Source organism: Streptomyces sp. NPDC004721 (assembly GCF_053601495.1).
Genome location: NZ_JBSGBZ010000044.1, coordinates 36,798 through 56,108 on the forward strand (window position 1 = coordinate 36,798; position 19,311 = coordinate 56,108).

Here is a 19,311-nt window from a genome sequence, read left to right on the forward strand (position 1 = left end):
GCGCCGCAACGCCCTGCCGATCACGTCCTGCCACGTACGTCCTGCCGAGTACGTCCTACCGGGCACGCCACAGCCGGCGCGCGCGGTCGAGCAGGCCCGGCACCGGACCGCGTCCGCGGTGGCCGTGGACGCGGGGGTCGTCCGTGACGGCGTACCGCTTCACATAGGCGCCCAGGAAGGCCTGGAGGGTGGCGACCGCGGGAATGGCGATCAGCGCGCCCACGGCGCCGAGCAGGGCGGTGCCGGCGATGACCGAGCCGAAGGCGACCGCGGGGTGGATGTCCACGGTCCGCGCGGTCAGCTTGGGTTGCAGCATGTAGTTCTCGAACTGCTGGTAGACCACCACGAAGACCAGCACCCACAGCGCGTACCAGGGGTCGACCGTGAAGGCGATCAGCATCGGCAGGGCGCCCGCGAGGTAGGTCCCTATGGTGGGGATGAACTGCGAGACCAGGCCCACCCAGACACCGAGCACGAGCGCGTACGGCACTCCCAGGGCCTGGAGCAGGACGTAGTGGGCGATCCCCGAGACGAGCGCCATCAGGCCGCGCGAGTACAGATAGCCGCCGGTCTTGTCGACCGCTATCTCCCACGCGCGCAGTACCTCCGCCTGGCGGGCGGGCGGCAGCAGGGAGCAGATGGTGCGGCGCAGCCGCGGACCGTCGGCGGCGAAGTAGAACGAGAACAGCGCGATCGTCAGCAGCCGGAACAGGCCTCCGAGCACCTGGGCGGACACGTCGAGCACGCCCGCGGCGCTGTTCTGCGCGTACTTGCGCAGCCAGTCGGAGTGGAGCAGGCCCTCCTGCACGTCCACCCGTCTGAGCTCGGTGTGGAACGTGGTGTTGACCCAGTTGATGACGGAGTCGAGGTACTCCGGGAAGCCCTCGACCATCTTGATGATCTGCCCGGCGAGCATCGAGCCGAGCAGCGTCACGAAGCCCGCGGACGCGATCGCCAGACCGAGGAAGACCAGGAAGGTCGCGAGCCCCCGCCGCATCCCGCGGTCGGCCATGCGGCTGACCGCGGGCTCGATGGCGAGGGCCAGGAAGAACGCGATGAGGACGTTGAGGAGCAGGCCGGTCAGCTGGTGGAAGGCCCAGCTGCCGAGCTGGAAGGCGGCGACGAGGCCGATCGCGAGCACCATGGCCCGCGGCAGCCAGCGGGGCATGCGGCTGCCGGGCCCTGCTGCGCCCTCGGCCGGTAGCGGAGACCGGGGAGGCGGCGTCGTAGCGAACGGGGATGCGTGCGGGGCCGTCTGCCCGGTCTCGTCAGTGGGTGCCACGGTGCAAGTCTCGCCGACGCCGCCGGCGGCCCGGCACCGGCCCGCGATCCTCGGGTCCGGTCAGTGCCTCTCCCGCGGAACGTTCATGACCTGGCACACCACGCGCCACACGTCCTTCGCGTCCCAGCCGGCCGCCAGCGCCTCGTGCACCGTGCGCCCGCCGAGCTCCGACATCACGTGGTCGCGCGCGAACGTCTCGGCGTACCCCGTGCCGAAGTGCTCCGCCATCCGCTCCCAGAAGACCGTCAACCGCATGATCCCAGTATCCCGCCCCTGCGGGTGACCTCGTTCCGGGGCCACCGGGCGAGACCGCTTTCCGCCCTACGGTCGGACGCATGGCCGAGACCGGAACTCCCCCTTCTCCCCCGCCGCCCCCGGCGTCCTCCCCGCTGTTCCGCGCCGAGCACTTCGTGTGGCTCACCGCGCGCGTGCTGGAGCAGCGGCTGTTCGCGTACCACTTCCTGAACGGCGGCGCGGATCCGGTGGAGACCGCGCTGGACGCCTACCGCAACGAGGACGGCGGGTACGGTCACGCGCTGGAGCCCGATCTGCGCGGCCCCGTCAGCCAGCCGCTGCACACCGCGCACGCGCTGCGTGTGCTGGACACCGTCGGCCGCTGCGGCGGGCAGCGAGTGGAGCGCGTGTGCCGCTACCTGACCTCCGTCTCCACTCCCGACGGCGCGCTGCCCGCGGTCCATCCCGGCCAGCGCGGCTATCCGGCGGCCCCCTTCGTGCCGATCGTTGACGACCCGCCGAGCGACCTCCTGGCAACCGGACCGGTGGTGGGCCTGCTGCACCGCAACGAGGTGTGGCACGCCTGGCTGTTCCGGGCGACCGACTTCTGCTGGCAGCGGGTCGAGTCCCTGGCGACCTCCCACCCGTACGAGATCGGGGCGGCCGTCACCTTCCTGGACTCGGCACCCGACCGCACCCGCGCGCGTGCGGCCGCCGACCGGCTCGGCCGTCTGGTGCGCGACCGGCGCCTGGCGCTGCTGGACCCGGAGCGGCCGGAGGCCTACCCGGTCGCACCGGGCTACGCCCCCGGGGAGCACCACTTCCCGCACGACTACGCGCGGACACCCGGCTCCCTCGCGCGCGCGTGGTTCACGGACGAGGAGATGAAGCGGTCCCTGGACCACCTGGCCGGCCGCCAGGAGGAGGACGGCGGCTGGCCGGTCACGTGGCTCCAGTGGGCTCCGGGCACCGCGCTGGAGGCACGTCCCATGGTCACGATCGAGGCGCTGCGCACCCTCAGGGCCTACGGCCGGCCCATCGGCTGAACCACCACCGGTACGCGCCCCGGCTCACCCGGCTCACCCCGTCAGTGCCCGCACCCCCGCCGTCACCAGCACGGCCGCCCCGACCACCACCAGGAACGGCGCCCGCAGCAGCAGCGCCACAGCCGCGGCCGCGACCCCGGCCGCCCGCGCGTCCAGCACGAGCGTGTGCCCGTCGGCGAACGTCTGCTGGGCGGTGAGCGCGGCCAGCAGGGCGACGGGCAGCAGCGCGGCGAGCCGCTTCACCAGCGGCCGCTCCAGGGCACCCGCCGGAACGAGCAGCCCGGCCAGCTTGACGGCGTAGCAGCCGACAGCGGTCACCGCCACCGCGATCCAGATGTTCAACGATCTCCCTCTCGTACGTCGTCACGGGCGCCGCTCCCGCGGCGGCCCCGCAGGTACAGCACGGCCGGCGCGGCGAGCGCGGCCGCCAGGACCGGCACCCCGGCCGGCAGCACGGGCAGCAGACCGAGCCCGAGCAGTACGGCCAGAGCGGCGACGGCCCGCTCGGTGGCGGTCTTCAGCATCGGCGCCAGCAGCGCCAGGAACACGGCCGGCCCGGCCGCGTCCAGGCCCCACGCGTCGGTGTCGCCGAGGGCCTTGGCGCCCAGCGCGCCCAGCAGCGTGGTGAGGTTCCACAGCACGTAGAGGGTGACCCCGGTGACGGTGAAGCCGATCCGCGCGCTGCGCCGCGTGGGCTGGGCCAGCGTCACGGCGGTGGTCTCGTCGATGACCCATTGGGCCGCGAACGGCCGTACCGCGCGCGGGAGGGCCAGCAGCTGCGACAGGCGCAGCCCGTAGAAGGCGTTGCGCACGCCCAGGAAGAAGGCGCCCGCGGCCGCCGTGTACGGGTTGCCTCCGGCGGCCAGCGCCCCCACCAGCGCGAACTGGGAGGCCCCGGTGAACACCAGCAGGCTGAGCGCACACGTCTGCCAGAGCGTGAGGCCGCTGCCCGCCGAGGTCACCCCGAAGGCGAACCCGGACAGTCCTACGGCGACCCCGACCCCCAGGGCGTCCCGTACGACGGCGGCGTCGGGCTTTCCTCCGTCGTCGGCGCGTATGTCTGCGAGAGCTGTCTGTTCTGCCACGGCGTCGAGGGTAGGAAGAGCCGGGCCCCGGAGTCTTGTACGTTCTTGCGCTCGCGCTGGTAGGCGCCCGGGGGCACACCCACGATCCGGGTGAAGTGCCGGCTCAGGTGCGACTGGTCGGTGAAGCCGACGGCGACGGCGGCCTCGGAGGGCGCGGTGCCCGCGTCCAGCAGTCGTCTGGCCCGGCGCACCCGGGCGTCGGTCAGCCAGGTGTGCGGCGGCATTCCGTAGGCGTTGCGGAAGGCCCGCAGCAGCGCGAACGGGCTGCTGCCCAGGTCGGCCGCAAGCCTCTCCAGGCTGGGCGGCTCAACCATCCGTTCCTCCAGGACGGCACGCGCGCGTGCCGCGGTCCTCGCGCCCGCCGTCCGTATCTCCCGCTGCGGCAGCGTCCCGCCGTTGAGCCGCAGCAGGCGCGTCACGGCGACCCGCAGCAGGGTGTCGGCGGCCAGCGCGTTGCCCTCGTCCGTGGCCCGCAGCACCTGGTGCACCAGCCCGACGGCGTACGGATCGTCGAACACGGGACGGACGAAGCCCGGCGTCCCGCGAATGCCCGTGGTCTCCGCGGCGATCTCGGCGACCAGCTCCGGCGACGGATACACCGCGCCGTACCGCCACCCCTCGGGCACCGCCGCCCGTCCGGTGTGCGGGGTGTCGGGATTGACCAGCGCCAGCATCCCCGGGCCCGCGTACTGGTCGGACCCCCCGTGGTGGAACACCTCCACGCCCTCGACGACGGCGGCGATCACGAAGTGCTCGTGGGTGTGCCGCACGAACTCCTTGCGGACGTAGCGGGCCCGCAGCAGATCGACACCGGGCAGTTCGTCGTACTGCCAGTGCCGCGCCCGCTCCTCACCCGCTGCCGCCATACCCCCGATTCTCCGTCGTCGGCGCGGCTCCACCAGTGCCGGGGCCGCCTCGGGCGACCGAGGGCACGCCCAGGTCGCAGGGCGTTGTCAGTGGCCGGGTGCACGATGGATTCATGGTCAGCGACGCACACCGGGCCCTCGACGGCTTCTCCCCCGCGACCCGCGGCTGGTTCACGGGGGCCTTCTCCGCGCCCACCGCCGCCCAGGCGGGGGCGTGGCAGGCCATCGGCGAGGGCTCGGACGTGCTGGTGGTCGCCCCGACCGGCTCCGGAAAGACCCTCGCCGCCTTCCTCGCCGCGCTCGACCAGCTCGCCTCCACCCCGCCCCCGGCCGATCCGAAGAAGCGCTGCCGGGTGCTGTACGTCTCCCCGCTCAAGGCCCTCGCCGTGGACGTGGAGCGCAACCTGCGCAGCCCGCTGACCGGTATCCGCCAGGAGTCCGTCCGCCGCGGCCTGCCCGAACCGGAGGTGAAGGTCGGCATCCGGTCCGGCGACACCCCGGCGGCCGAGCGCCGCGCCCTGTCCACCCGCCCGCCGGACATCCTGATCACCACACCCGAGTCGCTGTTCCTGATGCTGACCTCGGCCACCCGGGACGCGCTGACCGGCGTGGAGACGGTGATCCTGGACGAGGTGCACGCGGTGGCCGGCACCAAGCGCGGCGCGCACCTCGCGCTGTCCCTGGAGCGCCTGGACGAGCTGCTGCCGAGGCCCGCCCGCCGTATCGGCCTGTCCGCGACGGTCCGCCCGGTCGACGAGATCGCCCGCTATCTGTCGCCCCGCCGCAAGGTGGAGATCGTCCAGCCGGAGTCCGGCAAGGAGTTCGACCTGTCGGTGGTCGTCCCCGTCGAGGACCTGGGCGAGCTGGGCGGTTCCCCGGTCGCCGACGGCGGCGACCGGGCGGAGCGGCCCTCGATCTGGCCACATGTCGAGGAGCGGATCACCGACCTGGTCCAGGCGCACCGCTCGACGATCGTGTTCGCCAACTCCCGCCGGCTCGCCGAGCGCCTGTGCAACCGGCTCAACGAGATCGCCTACGAGCGGGCGACCGGCGAGTCCCTGGACGAACACCACTCCCCCGCCGAGCTGATGGGCGGCTCCGGCGCGGCGCACGGCGCGCCGCCGGTCATCGCCCGCGCGCACCACGGCTCGGTCTCCAAGGAGCAGCGCGCCCTGGTCGAGGAGGACCTCAAGGCGGGCCGGCTCCCCGCGGTGGTCGCCACCTCCAGCCTGGAGCTGGGCATCGACATGGGTGCCGTGGACCTCGTCGTCCAGGTCGAGTCCCCGCCGTCCGTGGCCTCCGGACTGCAACGGGTGGGCCGCGCGGGACACCAGGTCGGCGCGGTCTCCACCGGCGTGGTCTTCCCGAAGTACCGCGGCGACCTGGTCCAGGCCGCGGTGGTCACCGAGCGGATGCGCTCCGGCTCCATCGAGTCCCTCAAGGTGCCCGCCAACCCGCTGGACGTCCTCGCCCAGCAGCTCGTGGCGATGACGGCGATGGACACCTGGCAGCTGGACGACCTGCTCGCCCTGGTCCGGCGGGCGGCGCCGTTCGCCTCACTGCCGGAGTCGGCGTTCACGACCGTCCTGGACATGCTCGCCGGGCGCTACCCGTCCGACGCGTTCGCGGAGCTGCGCCCGCGCGTGGTGTGGGACCGCGTCGCGGGCACGATCACCGGCCGCCCCGGCGCGCAGCGCCTCGCCGTCACCTCCGGGGGCACGATCCCCGACCGCGGCCTGTTCGGGGTGTTCCTCGCCGGCTCGGACCCCAAGAAGGGCGGCGGCCGGGTCGGCGAGCTGGACGAGGAGATGGTCTACGAGTCCCGGGTCGGCGACGTCTTCACGCTCGGCACCAGCTCCTGGCGCATCGAGGACATCACGCGCGACCGGGTCCTGGTCTCGCCCGCCCCGGGCGTGCCGGGCCGGCTGCCGTTCTGGAAGGGCGACCAGCTGGGCCGCCCGCTGGAGCTGGGCCGTGCGGTGGGGGCGTTCCTGCGCGAGGTCGGCTCGCTGCCGGAGGAGGACGCCCGGCTGCGTCTGCTGGCCGCCGGCCTCGACGCGTGGGCCGCGGACAACGTCCTGTCGTACCTGGAGGAGCAGCGCGCGGCCTGCGGGCACGTCCCCGACGACCGGACGATCGTCGTGGAGCGCTTCCGCGACGAGCTGGGCGACTGGCGGGTCGTGGTGCACTCCCCCTTCGGCGCCCAGGTGCACGCCCCCTGGGCGCTGGCGCTCGGCGCCCGCCTGTCCGAGCGGTACGGCATGGACGCGCAGGTGATGCACGCCGACGACGGCATCGTGCTGCGCCTGCCCGACGCCGATCTGATGGGCCTGGACCTGCTCGACCAGGAGCCGGTGAAGGCCGGCCTGGAGTACGACGCGGAGCAGGCGCCCGTCGGGGCCGCGGACGTCACCTTCGACAAGGGCGAGGTCGACCGGATCGTCACCGACCAGGTCGGCGGCTCGGCCCTGTTCGCCTCCCGCTTCCGCGAGTGCGCCGCCCGCGCGCTGCTGTTGCCGCGCCGCAACCCGGGCAGGCGCACCCCGTTGTGGCAGCAGCGCCAGCGCGCCGCCCAACTGCTCCAGGTGGCGAGCGAGTTCGGCTCGTTCCCGATCGTGCTGGAGGCGGTCCGCGAATGCCTCCAGGACGTCTTCGACGTGCCGGGCCTCGTCGAGCTGATGGGCGACGTCGAGTCGCGCAGGGTGCGCCTGGTCGAGGTCACCACCCCGGAGCCGTCCCCCTTCGCGCGTTCGCTGCTGTTCGGGTACGTCGCCCAGTTCCTGTACGAGGGTGACTCGCCGCTCGCCGAGCGCCGCGCCGCCGCGCTGTCGCTGGACTCGCGGCTGCTGGCCGAGCTGCTGGGCCAGGCGGAGCTGCGCGAACTGCTCGACGCCGAGGTACTGGTGGAGCTGGAGCGCGAGCTGCAGTGGCTGGCCGAGGACCGCCGTGTGAAGGACGTCGAAGGCGTCGCCGACGTACTGCGGCTGCTCGGTCCGCTCTCGGAGGCCGAGCTGGCCGAGCGGGGCGCCGAGCCCGGCTGGGCGCGGGAGCTGGCCGGGGCCCGCCGGGCCATCCGGGTCCGGATCGCCGGTGCCGACCACTGGGCCGCGATCGAGGACGCGGGCCGGCTGCGCGACGCGCTCGGCACCGCGCTGCCGGTGGGCGTCCCGGAGGCGTTCACCGAGCCGGTGAAGGACCCCCTGGGCGACCTCCTGGCGCGCTACGCCCGCACCCACGGCCCGTTCACGTCGGCGGCGGCCGCGGCCCGCTTCGGCCTGGGCGTGGCGGTCACCGAGGGCGCGCTCCAGCGGCTCGCCGCGGGCGGCCGTGTCGTACAGGGCGAGTTCCATCCGGCCGGCATCGGCCAGGAGTGGTGCGACGCGACCGTGCTGCGTCGGCTGCGCCGGCGTTCGCTGGCCGCGCTGCGGCACGAGCTGGAGCCGGTGACGCCGGCCGCGCTCGCGCAGTTCCTGCCTCAGTGGCAGCACATCGGCAAGGGGCACGGACTGCGCGGCGTCGACGGACTGGTGCGCGCCGTCGAGCAGTTGCAGGGCGCGTCCGTGCCCGCCTCCGCGCTGGAGAAGCTGGTCCTGCCGTCCCGCGTGGCGAACTACACCCCGTCGATGCTGGACGAACTCACCGCGGCCGGCGAGGTGGTGTGGGCGGGCGCGGGCGCGCTGCCCGGAAAGGACGGCTGGGTCTCCCTGTTCCTGGCGGACACGGCCCCGCTGCTCCTGCCGCCCCCGCACCCGCTGGAGCCGACCGCGCTTCACCAGTCGGTCCTGGACTCGCTCTCCGGCGGATACGGCCTGTTCTTCCGTCAGATCGCCGACCAGGTCCGCGCGACCACCCACCCCGAGGCCACGGATCCCCAACTGGCCGACGCGCTGTGGGACCTGGCGTGGTCCGGACGGCTCACCAACGACACGCTCGCCCCGATGCGCTCCCTGCTGGGCTCGGGCCGCACCGCGGGTTCCACCGCGCACCGGGCCAAGCGCGCGGTCCCGCGCGGGCGTTACGGATCGCTGACGGCCGCCGCCCGCACCGCGTCCCGCAGCGGCCCGCCGACCGTCGCCGGCCGCTGGTCACTGCTGCCGGTCCGCGACCCCGACCCCACCGTGCGCGCCCACGCCCTGGCCCGTACGCTCCTCGACCGGCACGGCGTGGTCACGCGGGGCGCGGTGGGGGCGGAGGGCGTCGAGGGTGGCTTCTCGGCGGTGTACCGGGTCCTGTCCGCCTTCGAGGACAGCGGCCAGGCCCGGCGGGGCTATGTGGTGGAGGGCCTGGGTGCCGCGCAGTTCGCGATGGACGGCGCGGTGGACCGGCTGCGCGCGGTGGCGAACGCCCGTGAGCGGGGCGAGGGCCTGCCCGGCGTGGTCTCCGGGGGCGGTGGTCCCGACGGCTTCGGCTCCCCCGACGGCTCCCGGGGCCCCGCTGGCATCGACTCCGGCTTCCCCGCCGCCGAACTCGGCGGTGACTTCGACGGTGGCCTCGGCGGCGACTTCGGCGGCGACGTCGACTGGCTGGACTCCGGCCGCCCGGCCCCCGGTGACTACGTCTCGCCCCGGGACCTGGCCGCACCGGGTCGCGGTGGCCCGAGGGGCGGCGGGTCGGCCTTCCCGTACGGCAACGGCTTCGGTGACCACCGTGCCCGTACCGCCGACACCGGGCCCCGAGGGGTCGTCCTCGCCGCCGCCGACCCCGCGAACGCCTACGGCGCCGCCCTGTCCTGGCCCGAGCCGCCGACCGGCGCGGGACACAAGCCGGGCCGCAAGGCCGGCTCCCTGGTGGTGCTCGTCGACGGCGAACTGGCGCTGTACATGGAGCGCGGCGGCAAGACGCTGCTGGCCTGGCCGGCCGACCCGGACGGCGAGGCCGGTGACGACCCGCGTCTGCGGGCGGCCGCCGAGGCGCTCGCCGCGGCCGCCCGCGCGGGCTCGCTGGGCACGGTGACGGTGGAGCGGATCAACGGGGCCTCGGCCCTGACCTCCCCCCTCGGCGCCCTCCTGGAAGGAGCGGGTTTCATAGCGACCCCGCGCGGACTGCGCCTGCGCGCCTGATCCGGGCAGCGGGAGAAACCCCCACGCGCACCCGTACGTGTCACCCTTGACGCATGCCCGAAGGCGACACGGTCTGGCAGACCGCGAGGCGGTTGCACGACGCCCTCGCGGGCAAGGTGCTGACCCGCAGCGACTTCCGGGTGCCGAAGTACGCCACGGTCGACCTCACCGGCCGGACCGTCCTGGACGCCGTCTCCCGCGGCAAGCACCTGCTCACCCGTTTCGAGGGCGGCCTGACACTGCACTCGCACCTGCTGATGGAGGGCGCCTGGAAGGTGTACGGCACCGGCGAGCGCTGGAAGGGCGGCCCCGGCCACCAGATCCGCGCCGTCCTCGGCACCGCCGACCGCGCGGCCGTCGGCTACCGCCTCCAGGTCCTGGAGCTGCTGCGCACCTCGGAGGAGGACCGCACCGTCGCCCACCTCGGCCCGGACCTCCTCGGCCCCGACTGGGACCCCGACCTTGCCCTGGCCAACCTCCTGGCCGACCCGGGCCGCCCGCTCGGGGAGGCCCTGCTCGACCAGCGCAATCTCGCCGGCATCGGCAACGTCTACAAGAGCGAGCTGTGCTTCCTGCTCGGAGTGACCCCGTGGCTGCCGGTGGGCACCCTGCCCGCCGACCGCGCCGCGAAGCTGCCCGCCCTGGCCAAGAGGCTCCTGGAGGCCAACCGCGACCGCGTCGTCCGCCGGACCACCGGGCTGCGAGGCCAGGACCTGTTCGTGTACGGCCGGTCGCCGCGCCCCTGTCTGCGCTGCGGCACCTCCGTCCGGGTGGCCGACCAGGGCGACGGCTCCCAGGAGCGTCCCACGTTCTGGTGTCCGAGCTGCCAGGCAGGCCCCGCGCCGCCGCCGGGCACCGCGCAGAAGTGGCGAGACCGCTATCACCGCACCACCGGCTGATATCACCGCGCCACTGCTTGACCCGTCCCGTCTTTACGACGTCCCGGATTCCTCGTCCGAGCGGTGAGGCGGCGATGCCGTCGCGGCGCCGAACGGCCATCCCCCGTCGGCGGACGGCGGCCCACCGAAAACGCCGTACGGCCACCCTCCGGAGGCGGGGAACAACGCCCCACCGCGGTGCGCGGGCGCCGGCGCCTCAGGCCCCTTGTCCACCTCCACGTCCGGCCCCACGTCCGGCTCTTGCGTCGGCCTCACCCTGCGGCCCTCCTTGGGCACGCAGTGCACGGGCAGCAGGCTCAGACCCCATCCCCCGGCCGCGACGGCCCCCTCCAGCACCCCCGCCTCGCCCGACAGCAGCAGCCGCAGCACCGCCCACCACCACACCGCGCCGAGCCCCAGAGCGGCCCCCCAGCGCACTATCGGCCCCGCCATCGCACCCACCGTCACCTCCAGCCGACGCCGGACCGCCGCACTGGCCTCCACGATGGCGGCACCGTCCGGCACCGGCAAACGGGCGCGGCGAAACCCGCCGTAAACCCCCGGACAAGGTGAAGGCCCCGGCCGCGCCCCTCCGGGTCTCCCCGGAGAAGCCCCGGCCGGGGCCTCACTCACGTGTGCGTAGGTTCACGCGCGCGTGCGACAGGTCACGCGGCGACCACGTCCACCGCCTCGGCGGCGGGCGCCTTGATGGTCACCCGTTCCGGTGGCACACCGGACACCGACACGGAACCCAGCATCGGGCGCACCGGCGTGGGCACGGGCTCGGTGGCCGCAGCAGACTGGGCCAGCTCGGCGAGGGCGAGCTCGTCGCTCACTTCCCGCATGAGCTCGGACATCCGTACGTCCAGCGCGTCGCAGATGGCGGCGAGCAGCTCGGAGGAAGCCTCCTTCTGCCCCCGCTCCACCTCGGATAGATAGCCGAGCGAGACTCGGGCGGACGAGGAGACTTCGCGCAGAGTACGGCCCTGGCGCTGGCGCTGCCGACGCAGCACGTCACCCAGCAGGCGACGGAGCAGAATCATCGGTGGCTCCCTCCTCGGACCGCGTAGCCGCATCCTTCACGCCCCACCGTACCGCCTTGCGCCGCGGCCGTGCGGGGAGCGATGTCGTGTTCACTCAGGGCTGCAAACATCAAAACCCCCCGTTCCGTTCCGTATCCTGTGCCCGCTCATTTCCGGTCTGTTCGCCCGCGATCTGCTCCAAAAGCAGTGCGAGCACGCTCCGTACACTCTCCATACGAATTTCCGCCCGGCCGCCGTTCAACCGCAGTGCGGACGTTTTCCCGCCACGTTCGGCGCCGGTTTCCGCCCCGCGCGGACCGGCCACGGCCACGAAGACCGTCCCGACCGGCTGCCCGTCCTGGGGGTCGGGGCCGGCGACGCCGGTGGTCGCGATGCCCCAGTCGGCTTCCAGGGCTTTCCGCACCCCGGCCGCCATCTGGGCCGCGACCTGCGGATCCACCGCTCCCCGCTCGGCCAGCAGGGTGGCGTCGACGCCGAGCAGCCGGTGCTTGAGCTCGGTGGCGTAGGCGGTGACCGAGCCCCGGAACACCTTCGATGCCCCCGGCACCGCGGTGATCTCCGCCGCGACCAGACCACCGGTCAGCGACTCGGCCACGGCGACCGTCTCGCCCCTTACCGTGAGTAGTCTCACTACATCGACGGCCGGCGAACTCACGCTTGCGACTCCTCCAACGCGGCACGCTGCTCGGCGATTCCCCGCCTGCGCAGCACGATGGCCTGTCTCACATAGTCGAGGCCCGTGACCACGGTCAGCACGACCGCCGCGGCCATCACCCAGAACCTCAACGTGGCCAGCCAGCCCGTCAGCGCCAGTACGTACATCCCGACGGCCACGCCCTGCGTGAGCGTCTTCAGCTTGCCGCCGCGGCTCGCGGGGATGACGCCGTACCGGATGACCAGGAAGCGCAGGAGCGTGATCCCCAGTTCCCGGCCGAGGATCACCCCGGTCACCCACCAGGGCAGATCGCCCAGCCCGGAGAGGCAGATCAGCGCCGCCCCCATGATCGCCTTGTCGGCTATGGGATCGGCGATCTTCCCGAAGTCGGTGACGAGGTCGTACGTCCGCGCCAGATGGCCGTCGAACAGGTCGGTGATCATGGCGATGGCGAAGGCCGCCCAGGCCAGCGCCCGCCACGCCGGGTCGTACCCGCCCTCGGCCAGCATCAGGGCCACGAAGCAGGGCACGAGCAGCAGCCGGAGCATGGTCAGCAGATTGGCGACGTTCCACACACTCGCCTGGTTCACGGCGGCGGCCGCGATCTTCCCGCCCCGCGGGCCCTTGCCGGAGCCCTGCGCCGTCGCGGTCTCACCCGTCGCGTCCGTCGCACCGGAACCGGCAGGAGCGGCGGAAGCGGCAGGACGGGAGACCTGGGAGGCGCGGGAAGCGCCCGAAGCCCCGTCGGCACCGGCGCGGCGCGAGGCCGCCCCCGTGGCCCTCCCCTGTGCGCCCGAGGAGCCACCCGCGGCGGATGCCGGGACTCCCGTCATCTGTCCGCCTCCTCGCTCCACGCGAACGCGCCCGCCAGCGGCTCGGCCACCAGGTCGACACCTTCCGTACCGACCACCTTCGCCTCGACCATACGACCGACGTCCAGCCCCTCGCCGCCGACGAGCAGTACCTGGCCGTCCGTCTCCGGTGCCTGGTGCGCCGCCCGGCCGCGGACGCCCTCCTCGGCGTCCACGGACTCGACCAGCACGTTCACCGTCTGACCGACGCGCTCCTCGGCCCGCTGGGAGACGAGTTCCTCGGCCAGCCGGGAGACACGCGCCAGCCGCTCGGCGACGACGTCCTCGTCGAGCTTGCCGTCGTACGTCGCCGCCTCCGTGCCCTCCTCGTCGGAGTAGCCGAAGACGCCGATGGCGTCCAGCCGCGCACCGTTCAGGAACCGCTCGAGCTCGGCCAGGTCGGCATCGCTCTCGCCGGGGAAGCCGACGATGAAGTTGGACCGCACGCCGGCCTCGGGGGCCTTGGAGCGAATGGTGTCGAGCAGTTCCAGGAAGCGGTCGGTGTCGCCGAAGCGGCGCATGGCGCGCAGCACGCCGGGCGCGGAGTGCTGGAACGACAGGTCGAAGTAGGGGACGACCTTCGGGGTGGAGGTCAGGACGTCGATCAGCCCGGGACGCATCTCGGCCGGCTGGAGGTAGCTCACCCGCACCCGCTCGATGCCCTCGACCTCGGCGAGCTCGGGCAGCAGGGACTCCAGGAGGCGGATGTCGCCGAGGTCCTTGCCGTAGGAGGTGTTGTTCTCGGAGACCAGCATGATCTCCTTGACGCCCTGCTCGGCCAGCCACCGCGTCTCGTTCAGCACATCGCTCGGGCGGCGGGAGATGAATGAGCCGCGGAAGGACGGGATGGCGCAGAAGGAGCAGCGCCGGTCGCAGCCGGAGGCGAGCTTGACCGAGGCGACCGGGGCGCCGTCCAGGCGGCGGCGCAGCGGAGCGCGCGGGCCGGAGGCCGGGGCGACACCTTCCGGGAGGTCCGTGGGGCCGTGCCCCGGAATGGCCACCTCCGTGCCGGCGTCCTGCCGCTCGGCCGGGCTGATCGGCAGGAGCCTGCGGCGGTCGCGCGGGGTGTGCGCGGCGTGGATGCCGCCGCTCAGGATCGTCTGGAGGCGGTCGGAGATGTCCGCGTAGTCGTCGAAGCCGAGCACGCCGTCGGCCTCCGGGAGGGCCTCGGCGAGCTCCTTGCCGTACCGCTCGGCCATGCAGCCGACCGCAACCACCGCCTGCGTTCTGCCGTGGTCCTTGAGGTCGTTGGCCTCGAGGAGGGCGTCGACGGAGTCCTTCTTGGCGGCCTCCACGAAGCCACAGGTGTTGACCACGGCGACGTCCGCTTCCGCGGCGTCCTCCACGAGCTGCCAGCCGTCCGCCTCCAAACGGCCTGCGAGCTCCTCCGAGTCCACCTCGTTACGGGCGCAGCCGAGAGTGACGAGTGCGACGGTACGGCGTTCAGGCATGGGCTCAAGACTACTTTGTCTCTCCGACCGCCCAAGTCGACGGGGTTGGCCGATCTTGGCCAACCCCGTACTCGCCTGTCTGTTCGGCCCTTTGTGTACGGGCCGCCCGCCCGCCGCTACCCGACCTGCGGGTCGCCCTTGGTGTACGTGAGGCGTTCCACGGCGCCCGGCTGGAACTGGTCCTCGATCTTCTTGCCGTTGACGTACAGCTGGACCGAGCCGGCGTCGCCGAGGATCAGGTTGATCTTGGAGCTGTCCTGGAAGGTCTTGGACTCGCCCTTCTGCAGGAGCCCGTCGAAGAGCATCCGGCCGTTGTGGTCCTTGGCCGAGATCCAGCTGCGCCCGTTGTCGGCGCTGACCTGCACGGTGACCTTGTCCTGCGGCGCGGCAGCGATGGCGCTGTCGGACGGCGCCGGCGCCGGGTCGGCGGGCTTGGTGTTCTTCGGCGTGGGCGAGGCCGACGTGCCGGCCGTGGGCGTGGAGCCCTCGCCGATCTGCCCCTTGGCGCCGGTGTCGTCGCTGCCGCCCTTGACGGCCGTGAAGCCGACGAAGCCGATCACGACGACGATCGCCGCGACCATGGCCGCGGTCCAGTTGGGCCCGCGCCGCTCCGGGCGGATGCGTTCCGCCTCGAACAGGGGGGCGGCCGGGGTCGGGGCGGGGCGGCCGCCGTGCTCGGCGTCGAAGCGCGCGATCAGCGGGGCCGGGTCGAGCCGCACGGCCTTCGCCAGGTTCCGGATGTGGCCGCGGGCATAGACGTCGCCGCCGCAGGGCGCGAAGTCGTCGGCCTCGATGGCGTGCACGATGGCGACGCGGACCCGGGTGGCGCTGCTGACGTCGTCGACGGTCAGCCCGGCGGCCAACCGCGCGTCCTTCAGGGCACGGCCGACGGAGGGGCGGGCTTCCTCGGAAACGTCTTCGAAGGGACGCTCGTCTTCAGGGGAGTTGCCGATGGACACGGGGGCGCCTTTCGAGCGTGTAGCCGCCTGTGCTGGAGGTTCAGTCTAGAGATGTGCCAAAGGGTGAAGCGACCCGGCGGTAGGACTTTGTACGCCATCGGAATGGCCGGACAGTCCGATGGTGGGACAGATGTGGCGCCCAGGGCGGGACCCGCACCGGTCCTCTCGCTCAACTTGACGTACGCCCAGGCGAAACGGTTGCTCGTCGCTCGCTAACGGGTGGATCACGGTCCACGCGTCCACCCGCGGCGAGCACATCCGCCGGACGGCGTCTTCCTGCTACCCCTCAGACTCCCCGCGAATCACGGCCAGCACGCCGTCCAGCTCGTCGGGCTTCACAAGAACGTCACGTGCCTTGGATCCCTCGCTGGGTCCGACGACGCCGCGGGACTCCATGAGGTCCATCAGCCGTCCCGCCTTGGCGAAGCCGACGCGCAGCTTGCGCTGAAGCATGGACGTCGAGCCGAACTGCGTGGAGACGACCAGCTCGGCCGCCTGGCACAGCAGGTCGAGGTCGTCGCCGATGTCCTCGTCGATCTCCTTCTTCTGCTTGGTGCCGACGACGACGTCGTCCCGGAAGACCGGCGCCATCTGGTCCTTGCAGTGCTGGACGACCTCCTGGACCTCCGCCTCGGTCACGAACGCGCCCTGAAGACGGGTCGGCTTGCTCGCGCCCATCGGCAGGAACAGCCCGTCGCCCTTGCCGATCAGCTTCTCCGCGCCGGGCTGGTCGAGGATGACGCGTGAGTCGGCCAGCGAGGAGGTGGCGAACGCGAGCCGCGAGGGCACGTTCGCCTTGATCAGACCGGTGACCACGTCGACCGAGGGGCGCTGGGTGGCAAGCACCAGGTGGATGCCGGCGGCGCGCGCGAGCTGGGTGATGCGGACGATCGCGTCCTCCACGTCGCGCGGCGCGACCATCATCAGGTCGGCGAGCTCGTCCACGATCACCAGCAGGTACGGGTACGGCTTCAGCTCCCGTTCGCTGCCCTCCGGCGCCTTGACCTTGCCGTTGCGCACGGCCTCGTTGAAGTCGTCGATGTGCCGGAACCCGTACGCCGCCAGGTCGTCGTAGCGCAGATCCATCTCGCGCACGACCCACTGCAGGGCCTCGGCGGCCCGCTTGGGGTTGGTGATGATCGGCGTGATCAGGTGCGGAATGCCCTCGTACGCGGTCAGTTCGACGCGCTTGGGGTCGACGAGGACCATGCGCACGTCCTCCGGGGTCGCCCGCATCATGACCGAGGTGATCAGGCAGTTGATGCAGGAGGACTTGCCGGAGCCGGTGGCGCCGGCGACGAGGATGTGCGGCATCTTCGCGATGTTGGCCATCACGTAGCCGCCCTCGACGTCCTTGCCGAGCGCGACGAGCATCGGGTGGTCGTCCCCGGCGGCGTCCGCGAGGCGCAGCACGTCCCCGAGGTTCACCATCTCCCGGTCGGTGTTGGGGATCTCGATGCCGACCGCGGACTTGCCGGGGATCGGGCTGATGATCCGCACGTCCGGGCTGGCGACGGCATACGCGATGTTCTTGGTCAGCGCGGTGATCCGCTCGACCTTCACGGCGGGCCCGAGTTCGACCTCGTAGCGCGTGACCGTCGGGCCGCGGGTGAACCCGGTGACCCGGGCGTCGACCTTGAACTCGGTGAAGACGTTGGTGAGCGAGTCGACGATGGCGTCGTTGGCCGCGCTGCGCGCCTTGCCCGGACCGCCCCGCTCCAGCAGGTCCAGGGAGGGCAGGGAGTAGGTGATGTCGCCGGAGAGCTGGAGCTGCTCGGCGCGCGCCGGCAGGTCGCGGGGCTGGGGCGGCGGGGTCTTCGTGAGGTCGGGGACCCCGGACTGCTTCTGTCCGGCGGGACGCTGGGCCGGCGGGTCCTGTGCGGACCCCCCGCTCCGGCCGTCCTGGCCGGGGCGCGCGGCGGGCACGGGCGTCGGGGTGGTGCTCTCCCCGCGGTCGCCCGCACCGACACCCTGGGTGAGGTCCGCGACGATCGGCGAGGGCGGCATGCCGTGCAGCACCGCGCCGTCGAGTGCGGCGGCGGCAGCGGCGGCGACGTCCACGGCGTCCATCCGCCGTTCCATGTCCGGCTGCGGCACCGCCGAGCGGCGGGGACGGGTACGCCGCTTGGAGAGGGCCTCCTGCTCCGCCGCGTCGGGGTCGTAGTCCTGGGGGGCGCTCGGCCGCTTGCGGGAGCGCGCGGGCAGCGCCTCGCGCCACTGCTCCTCGTAGCGCGCGTCGTCGTCGCTGTACTCGTCGGCCTCCGGGTCGTGCACGATGCCGAGCCGCACCCCGAGCAGCCGCAGCCGCTGCGGGATGGCGTTGACCGGGGTCGCGGTGACGACCAGCAGGCCGAAGACCGTGAGCAGCACGAGCAGCGGTACGGCGAGGACCTCGCCCACCGCGTAGGTCAGCGGGGTCGCCGCGCCCCAGCCGATGAGCCCGCCGGCGTCCCTTATCGCCTGCATGCCGTCGCTGCGGGCGGGCGAGCCGCAGGCCATGTGGACCTGCCCCAGCACGCCGATCACCAGGGCGGACAGTCCGATGACGATCCGTCCGTTGGCGTCGGGCTTCTCGGGATGCCGGATGAAGCGGACGGCGATGACCGCGATCAGGATCGGCACCAGCAGGTCCAGCCGGCCGAAGGCACCGGTCACCAGGATCTCGACCAGGTCGCCGACGGGCCCGCGCAGATCGGCCCAGGTACCGGCGGCGACGATCAGAGCGACGGCGAGCAGCAGCAGGGCGATGCCGTCCTTGCGGTGCGCGGGGTGGAGGTTCTTGGCGCCCTGCCCCACTCCGCGGAAGACGGCGCCGACGGCGTGCGCGAGCCCGAGCCAGAGGGCGCGCACCACCCGGTACACGCCCCCCGTCGGACTGGGCGCCGGCCGGGCCGCGGGTTTGCCCGCGGCCTTTTTGGCGGGGGCCTTCCTGGCGGGGGACTTCTTCGCGGCGGCCTTCCTCGCCGGAGCCGCCCCGGAAGCGGCGGCCTTCTTCGCGGGCTGCTTCTTGGCTGCGGAGGGACGTGAGGCCATGGGTGTGAGGTTACCGGTGGAGACGACAGTGGACACGTGCGCCCGTTGCTTCACCCGTTCGTGTCGGGTCCGGAGAGGAGCCGCGCTGACACGCCCTCAAGAGCTGTACGTCACGGGGAGCATGGCCCGATCCCGCCGCTCGCCGCGCGGGCCGGGCCCGCGCTCCGGATTCGGACTCAGCCCTGCGAAGGCACCGAGGATGTGCTCCCCGTGCCCGGCTCCAGCGCGTCCAGCGCGCGTCGCAGACCCGTCAGCTTGCGCTCCAGGTGGGCTGCCGTGGCCACCGCCGCCGCGTCGGCGGACTCGTCGTCCAACTGCTTGGACAGGGCCTCCGCCTGCTCCTCGACGGCCGCGAGGCGGGCGGAGAGTTCGGCGAGCAGACCGACCGACTCCTTGCCGTCGCCCACCGCGCCTTTGCCGCCACCCTCCAACTGGAGCCGCAGCAGGGCCGCCTGCTCCTTCAGCTGGCAGTTCTTCATGTACAGGTCCACGAAGACCGAGACCTTCGCGCGCAGCACCCAAGGGTCGAACGGCTTGGAGATGTAGTCCACCGCACCCGCCGCGTAGCCGCGGAAGGTGTGGTGGGGGCCGTGGTTGATCGCGGTGAGGAAGATGATCGGGATGTCCCGGGTCCTCTCCCGCCGCTTGATGTGCGCGGCCGTCTCGAAGCCATCCATGCCCGGCATCTGGACGTCCAGCAGAATGACCGCGAAGTCGTCCGTGAGCAGCGCTTTGAGCGCTTCCTCCCCGGACGATGCCCGCACCAGCGTCTGATCGAGCGCAGAGAGGATGGCCTCCAGCGCCAGCAGATTCTCCGGCCGGTCATCGACCAGGAGGATCTTGGCCTTCTGCACCATGGCCCGCCCTC

At 72.9% G+C, this 19,311-nt stretch carries 16 protein-coding genes; 3 read left to right on the forward strand and 13 right to left on the reverse strand.

What is annotated here, in order from left to right; all coding sequences use genetic code 11:
• Nucleotides 1-55: 55 nt before the first annotated feature.
• Nucleotides 56-1,282: an AI-2E family transporter gene (locus ACWEK3_RS31045; protein WP_450539970.1), complete on the reverse strand. Its 1,227-nt coding sequence runs from the start codon at nucleotides 1,280-1,282 to the stop codon at nucleotides 56-58.
• 60 nt (nucleotides 1,283-1,342) lie between these two features.
• Entirely contained in the window at nucleotides 1,343-1,537 is a 195-nt protein-coding gene (locus tag ACWEK3_RS31050) for a DUF3046 domain-containing protein (protein WP_225075952.1), read from the reverse strand.
• A gap of 80 nt (nucleotides 1,538-1,617) precedes the next feature.
• Between ACWEK3_RS31050 and ACWEK3_RS31055 the strand changes: the two genes are divergently transcribed.
• On the forward strand, nucleotides 1,618-2,562 hold the full coding sequence (locus ACWEK3_RS31055; RefSeq protein WP_453251113.1) for a hypothetical protein: 945 nt from the start codon (nucleotides 1,618-1,620) through the stop codon (nucleotides 2,560-2,562).
• Between the two features lie 33 nt (nucleotides 2,563-2,595).
• Here the strand turns inward: ACWEK3_RS31055 and ACWEK3_RS31060 are convergent, their stop codons facing one another.
• From ACWEK3_RS31060 to ACWEK3_RS31070, 3 genes are read right to left on the reverse strand one after another with little or no spacing between them, the layout of a single operon-like run.
• Nucleotides 2,596-2,904, reverse strand: coding sequence for an AzlD domain-containing protein (locus ACWEK3_RS31060; protein WP_100570754.1), 309 nt, complete (start codon nucleotides 2,902-2,904; stop codon nucleotides 2,596-2,598).
• Complete coding sequence (locus ACWEK3_RS31065; protein WP_361415170.1) at nucleotides 2,901-3,647, reverse strand: AzlC family ABC transporter permease; 747 nt, start codon at nucleotides 3,645-3,647, stop codon at nucleotides 2,901-2,903. The genes ACWEK3_RS31060 and ACWEK3_RS31065 overlap by 4 nt, the downstream gene beginning before the upstream one ends.
• Complete coding sequence (locus ACWEK3_RS31070; protein ID WP_450539975.1) at nucleotides 3,548-4,513, reverse strand: AraC family transcriptional regulator; 966 nt, start codon at nucleotides 4,511-4,513, stop codon at nucleotides 3,548-3,550. The genes ACWEK3_RS31065 and ACWEK3_RS31070 overlap by 100 nt, the downstream gene beginning before the upstream one ends.
• A gap of 113 nt (nucleotides 4,514-4,626) precedes the next feature.
• Here ACWEK3_RS31070 and ACWEK3_RS31075 point away from each other — a divergent pair, with 113 nt between their 5' ends.
• Together ACWEK3_RS31075 and ACWEK3_RS31080 are read left to right on the forward strand one after the other, a co-directional pair.
• Nucleotides 4,627-9,573 (forward strand): ATP-dependent helicase, encoded by a 4,947-nt coding sequence (locus ACWEK3_RS31075; protein ID WP_453251114.1) that lies wholly within the window; start codon nucleotides 4,627-4,629, stop codon nucleotides 9,571-9,573.
• Between the two features lie 53 nt (nucleotides 9,574-9,626).
• Nucleotides 9,627-10,472, forward strand: coding sequence for an Fpg/Nei family DNA glycosylase (locus ACWEK3_RS31080; RefSeq protein WP_453251115.1), 846 nt, complete (start codon nucleotides 9,627-9,629; stop codon nucleotides 10,470-10,472).
• A 33-nt stretch (nucleotides 10,473-10,505) separates the two neighbouring features.
• Here the strand turns inward: ACWEK3_RS31080 and ACWEK3_RS31085 are convergent, their stop codons facing one another.
• The 8 genes from ACWEK3_RS31085 to ACWEK3_RS31120 all read right to left on the reverse strand — a co-directional run bounded on the left by ACWEK3_RS31085 (nucleotide 10,506) and on the right by ACWEK3_RS31120 (nucleotide 19,300).
• Nucleotides 10,506-10,904 carry a hypothetical protein gene (locus tag ACWEK3_RS31085; RefSeq protein WP_450539980.1) on the reverse strand — a complete coding sequence of 133 codons (399 nt, stop codon included), beginning with the start codon at nucleotides 10,902-10,904 and terminating at the stop codon, nucleotides 10,506-10,508.
• Between the two features lie 212 nt (nucleotides 10,905-11,116).
• Entirely contained in the window at nucleotides 11,117-11,494 is a 378-nt protein-coding gene (locus ACWEK3_RS31090; protein ID WP_450539982.1) for a helix-turn-helix domain-containing protein, read from the reverse strand.
• A gap of 109 nt (nucleotides 11,495-11,603) precedes the next feature.
• A complete protein-coding gene (locus ACWEK3_RS31095; RefSeq protein WP_450539985.1) occupies nucleotides 11,604-12,149 on the reverse strand; it encodes a CinA family protein in 546 nt (181 codons plus the stop codon).
• On the reverse strand, nucleotides 12,146-12,982 hold the full coding sequence (gene pgsA / locus ACWEK3_RS31100) for a CDP-diacylglycerol--glycerol-3-phosphate 3-phosphatidyltransferase (protein WP_450539986.1): 837 nt from the start codon (nucleotides 12,980-12,982) through the stop codon (nucleotides 12,146-12,148). Before pgsA ends, ACWEK3_RS31095 begins: the two co-directional genes overlap by 4 nt.
• Complete coding sequence (rimO, locus tag ACWEK3_RS31105) at nucleotides 12,979-14,451, reverse strand: 30S ribosomal protein S12 methylthiotransferase RimO (protein WP_450539988.1); 1,473 nt, start codon at nucleotides 14,449-14,451, stop codon at nucleotides 12,979-12,981. The genes pgsA and rimO overlap by 4 nt, the downstream gene beginning before the upstream one ends.
• Nucleotides 14,452-14,567: 116 nt before the next feature.
• Nucleotides 14,568-15,410 (reverse strand): helix-turn-helix domain-containing protein, encoded by an 843-nt coding sequence (locus tag ACWEK3_RS31110; RefSeq protein WP_450539990.1) that lies wholly within the window; start codon nucleotides 15,408-15,410, stop codon nucleotides 14,568-14,570.
• A 279-nt stretch (nucleotides 15,411-15,689) separates the two neighbouring features.
• Nucleotides 15,690-18,443, reverse strand: coding sequence for a DNA translocase FtsK (locus ACWEK3_RS31115; RefSeq protein ID WP_453251116.1), 2,754 nt, complete (start codon nucleotides 18,441-18,443; stop codon nucleotides 15,690-15,692).
• 176 nt (nucleotides 18,444-18,619) lie between these two features.
• A complete protein-coding gene (locus tag ACWEK3_RS31120; RefSeq protein ID WP_450539993.1) occupies nucleotides 18,620-19,300 on the reverse strand; it encodes a response regulator in 681 nt (226 codons plus the stop codon).
• Nucleotides 19,301-19,311: the final 11 nt, after the last annotated feature.

Coding starts and splice junctions, on each gene's coding strand:
- ACWEK3_RS31050 (WP_225075952.1), bottom strand. CDS start 1,537: ATGCGGTTGACGGTCTTCTGGGAGCGGATGGCGGAGCACTTCGGCACG.
- ACWEK3_RS31055 (WP_453251113.1), top strand. CDS start 1,618: ATGGCCGAGACCGGAACTCCCCCTTCTCCCCCGCCGCCCCCGGCGTCC.
- ACWEK3_RS31070 (WP_450539975.1), bottom strand. CDS start 4,513: ATGGCGGCAGCGGGTGAGGAGCGGGCGCGGCACTGGCAGTACGACGAA.
- ACWEK3_RS31075 (WP_453251114.1), top strand. CDS start 4,627: ATGGTCAGCGACGCACACCGGGCCCTCGACGGCTTCTCCCCCGCGACC.
- ACWEK3_RS31080 (WP_453251115.1), top strand. CDS start 9,627: ATGCCCGAAGGCGACACGGTCTGGCAGACCGCGAGGCGGTTGCACGAC.
- ACWEK3_RS31085 (WP_450539980.1), bottom strand. CDS start 10,904: ATGGCGGGGCCGATAGTGCGCTGGGGGGCCGCTCTGGGGCTCGGCGCG.
- ACWEK3_RS31090 (WP_450539982.1), bottom strand. CDS start 11,494: ATGATTCTGCTCCGTCGCCTGCTGGGTGACGTGCTGCGTCGGCAGCGC.
- pgsA (WP_450539986.1), bottom strand. CDS start 12,982: ATGACGGGAGTCCCGGCATCCGCCGCGGGTGGCTCCTCGGGCGCACAG.
- rimO (WP_450539988.1), bottom strand. CDS start 14,451: ATGCCTGAACGCCGTACCGTCGCACTCGTCACTCTCGGCTGCGCCCGT.
- ACWEK3_RS31115 (WP_453251116.1), bottom strand. CDS start 18,443: ATGGCCTCACGTCCCTCCGCAGCCAAGAAGCAGCCCGCGAAGAAGGCC.
- ACWEK3_RS31120 (WP_450539993.1), bottom strand. CDS start 19,300: ATGGTGCAGAAGGCCAAGATCCTCCTGGTCGATGACCGGCCGGAGAAT.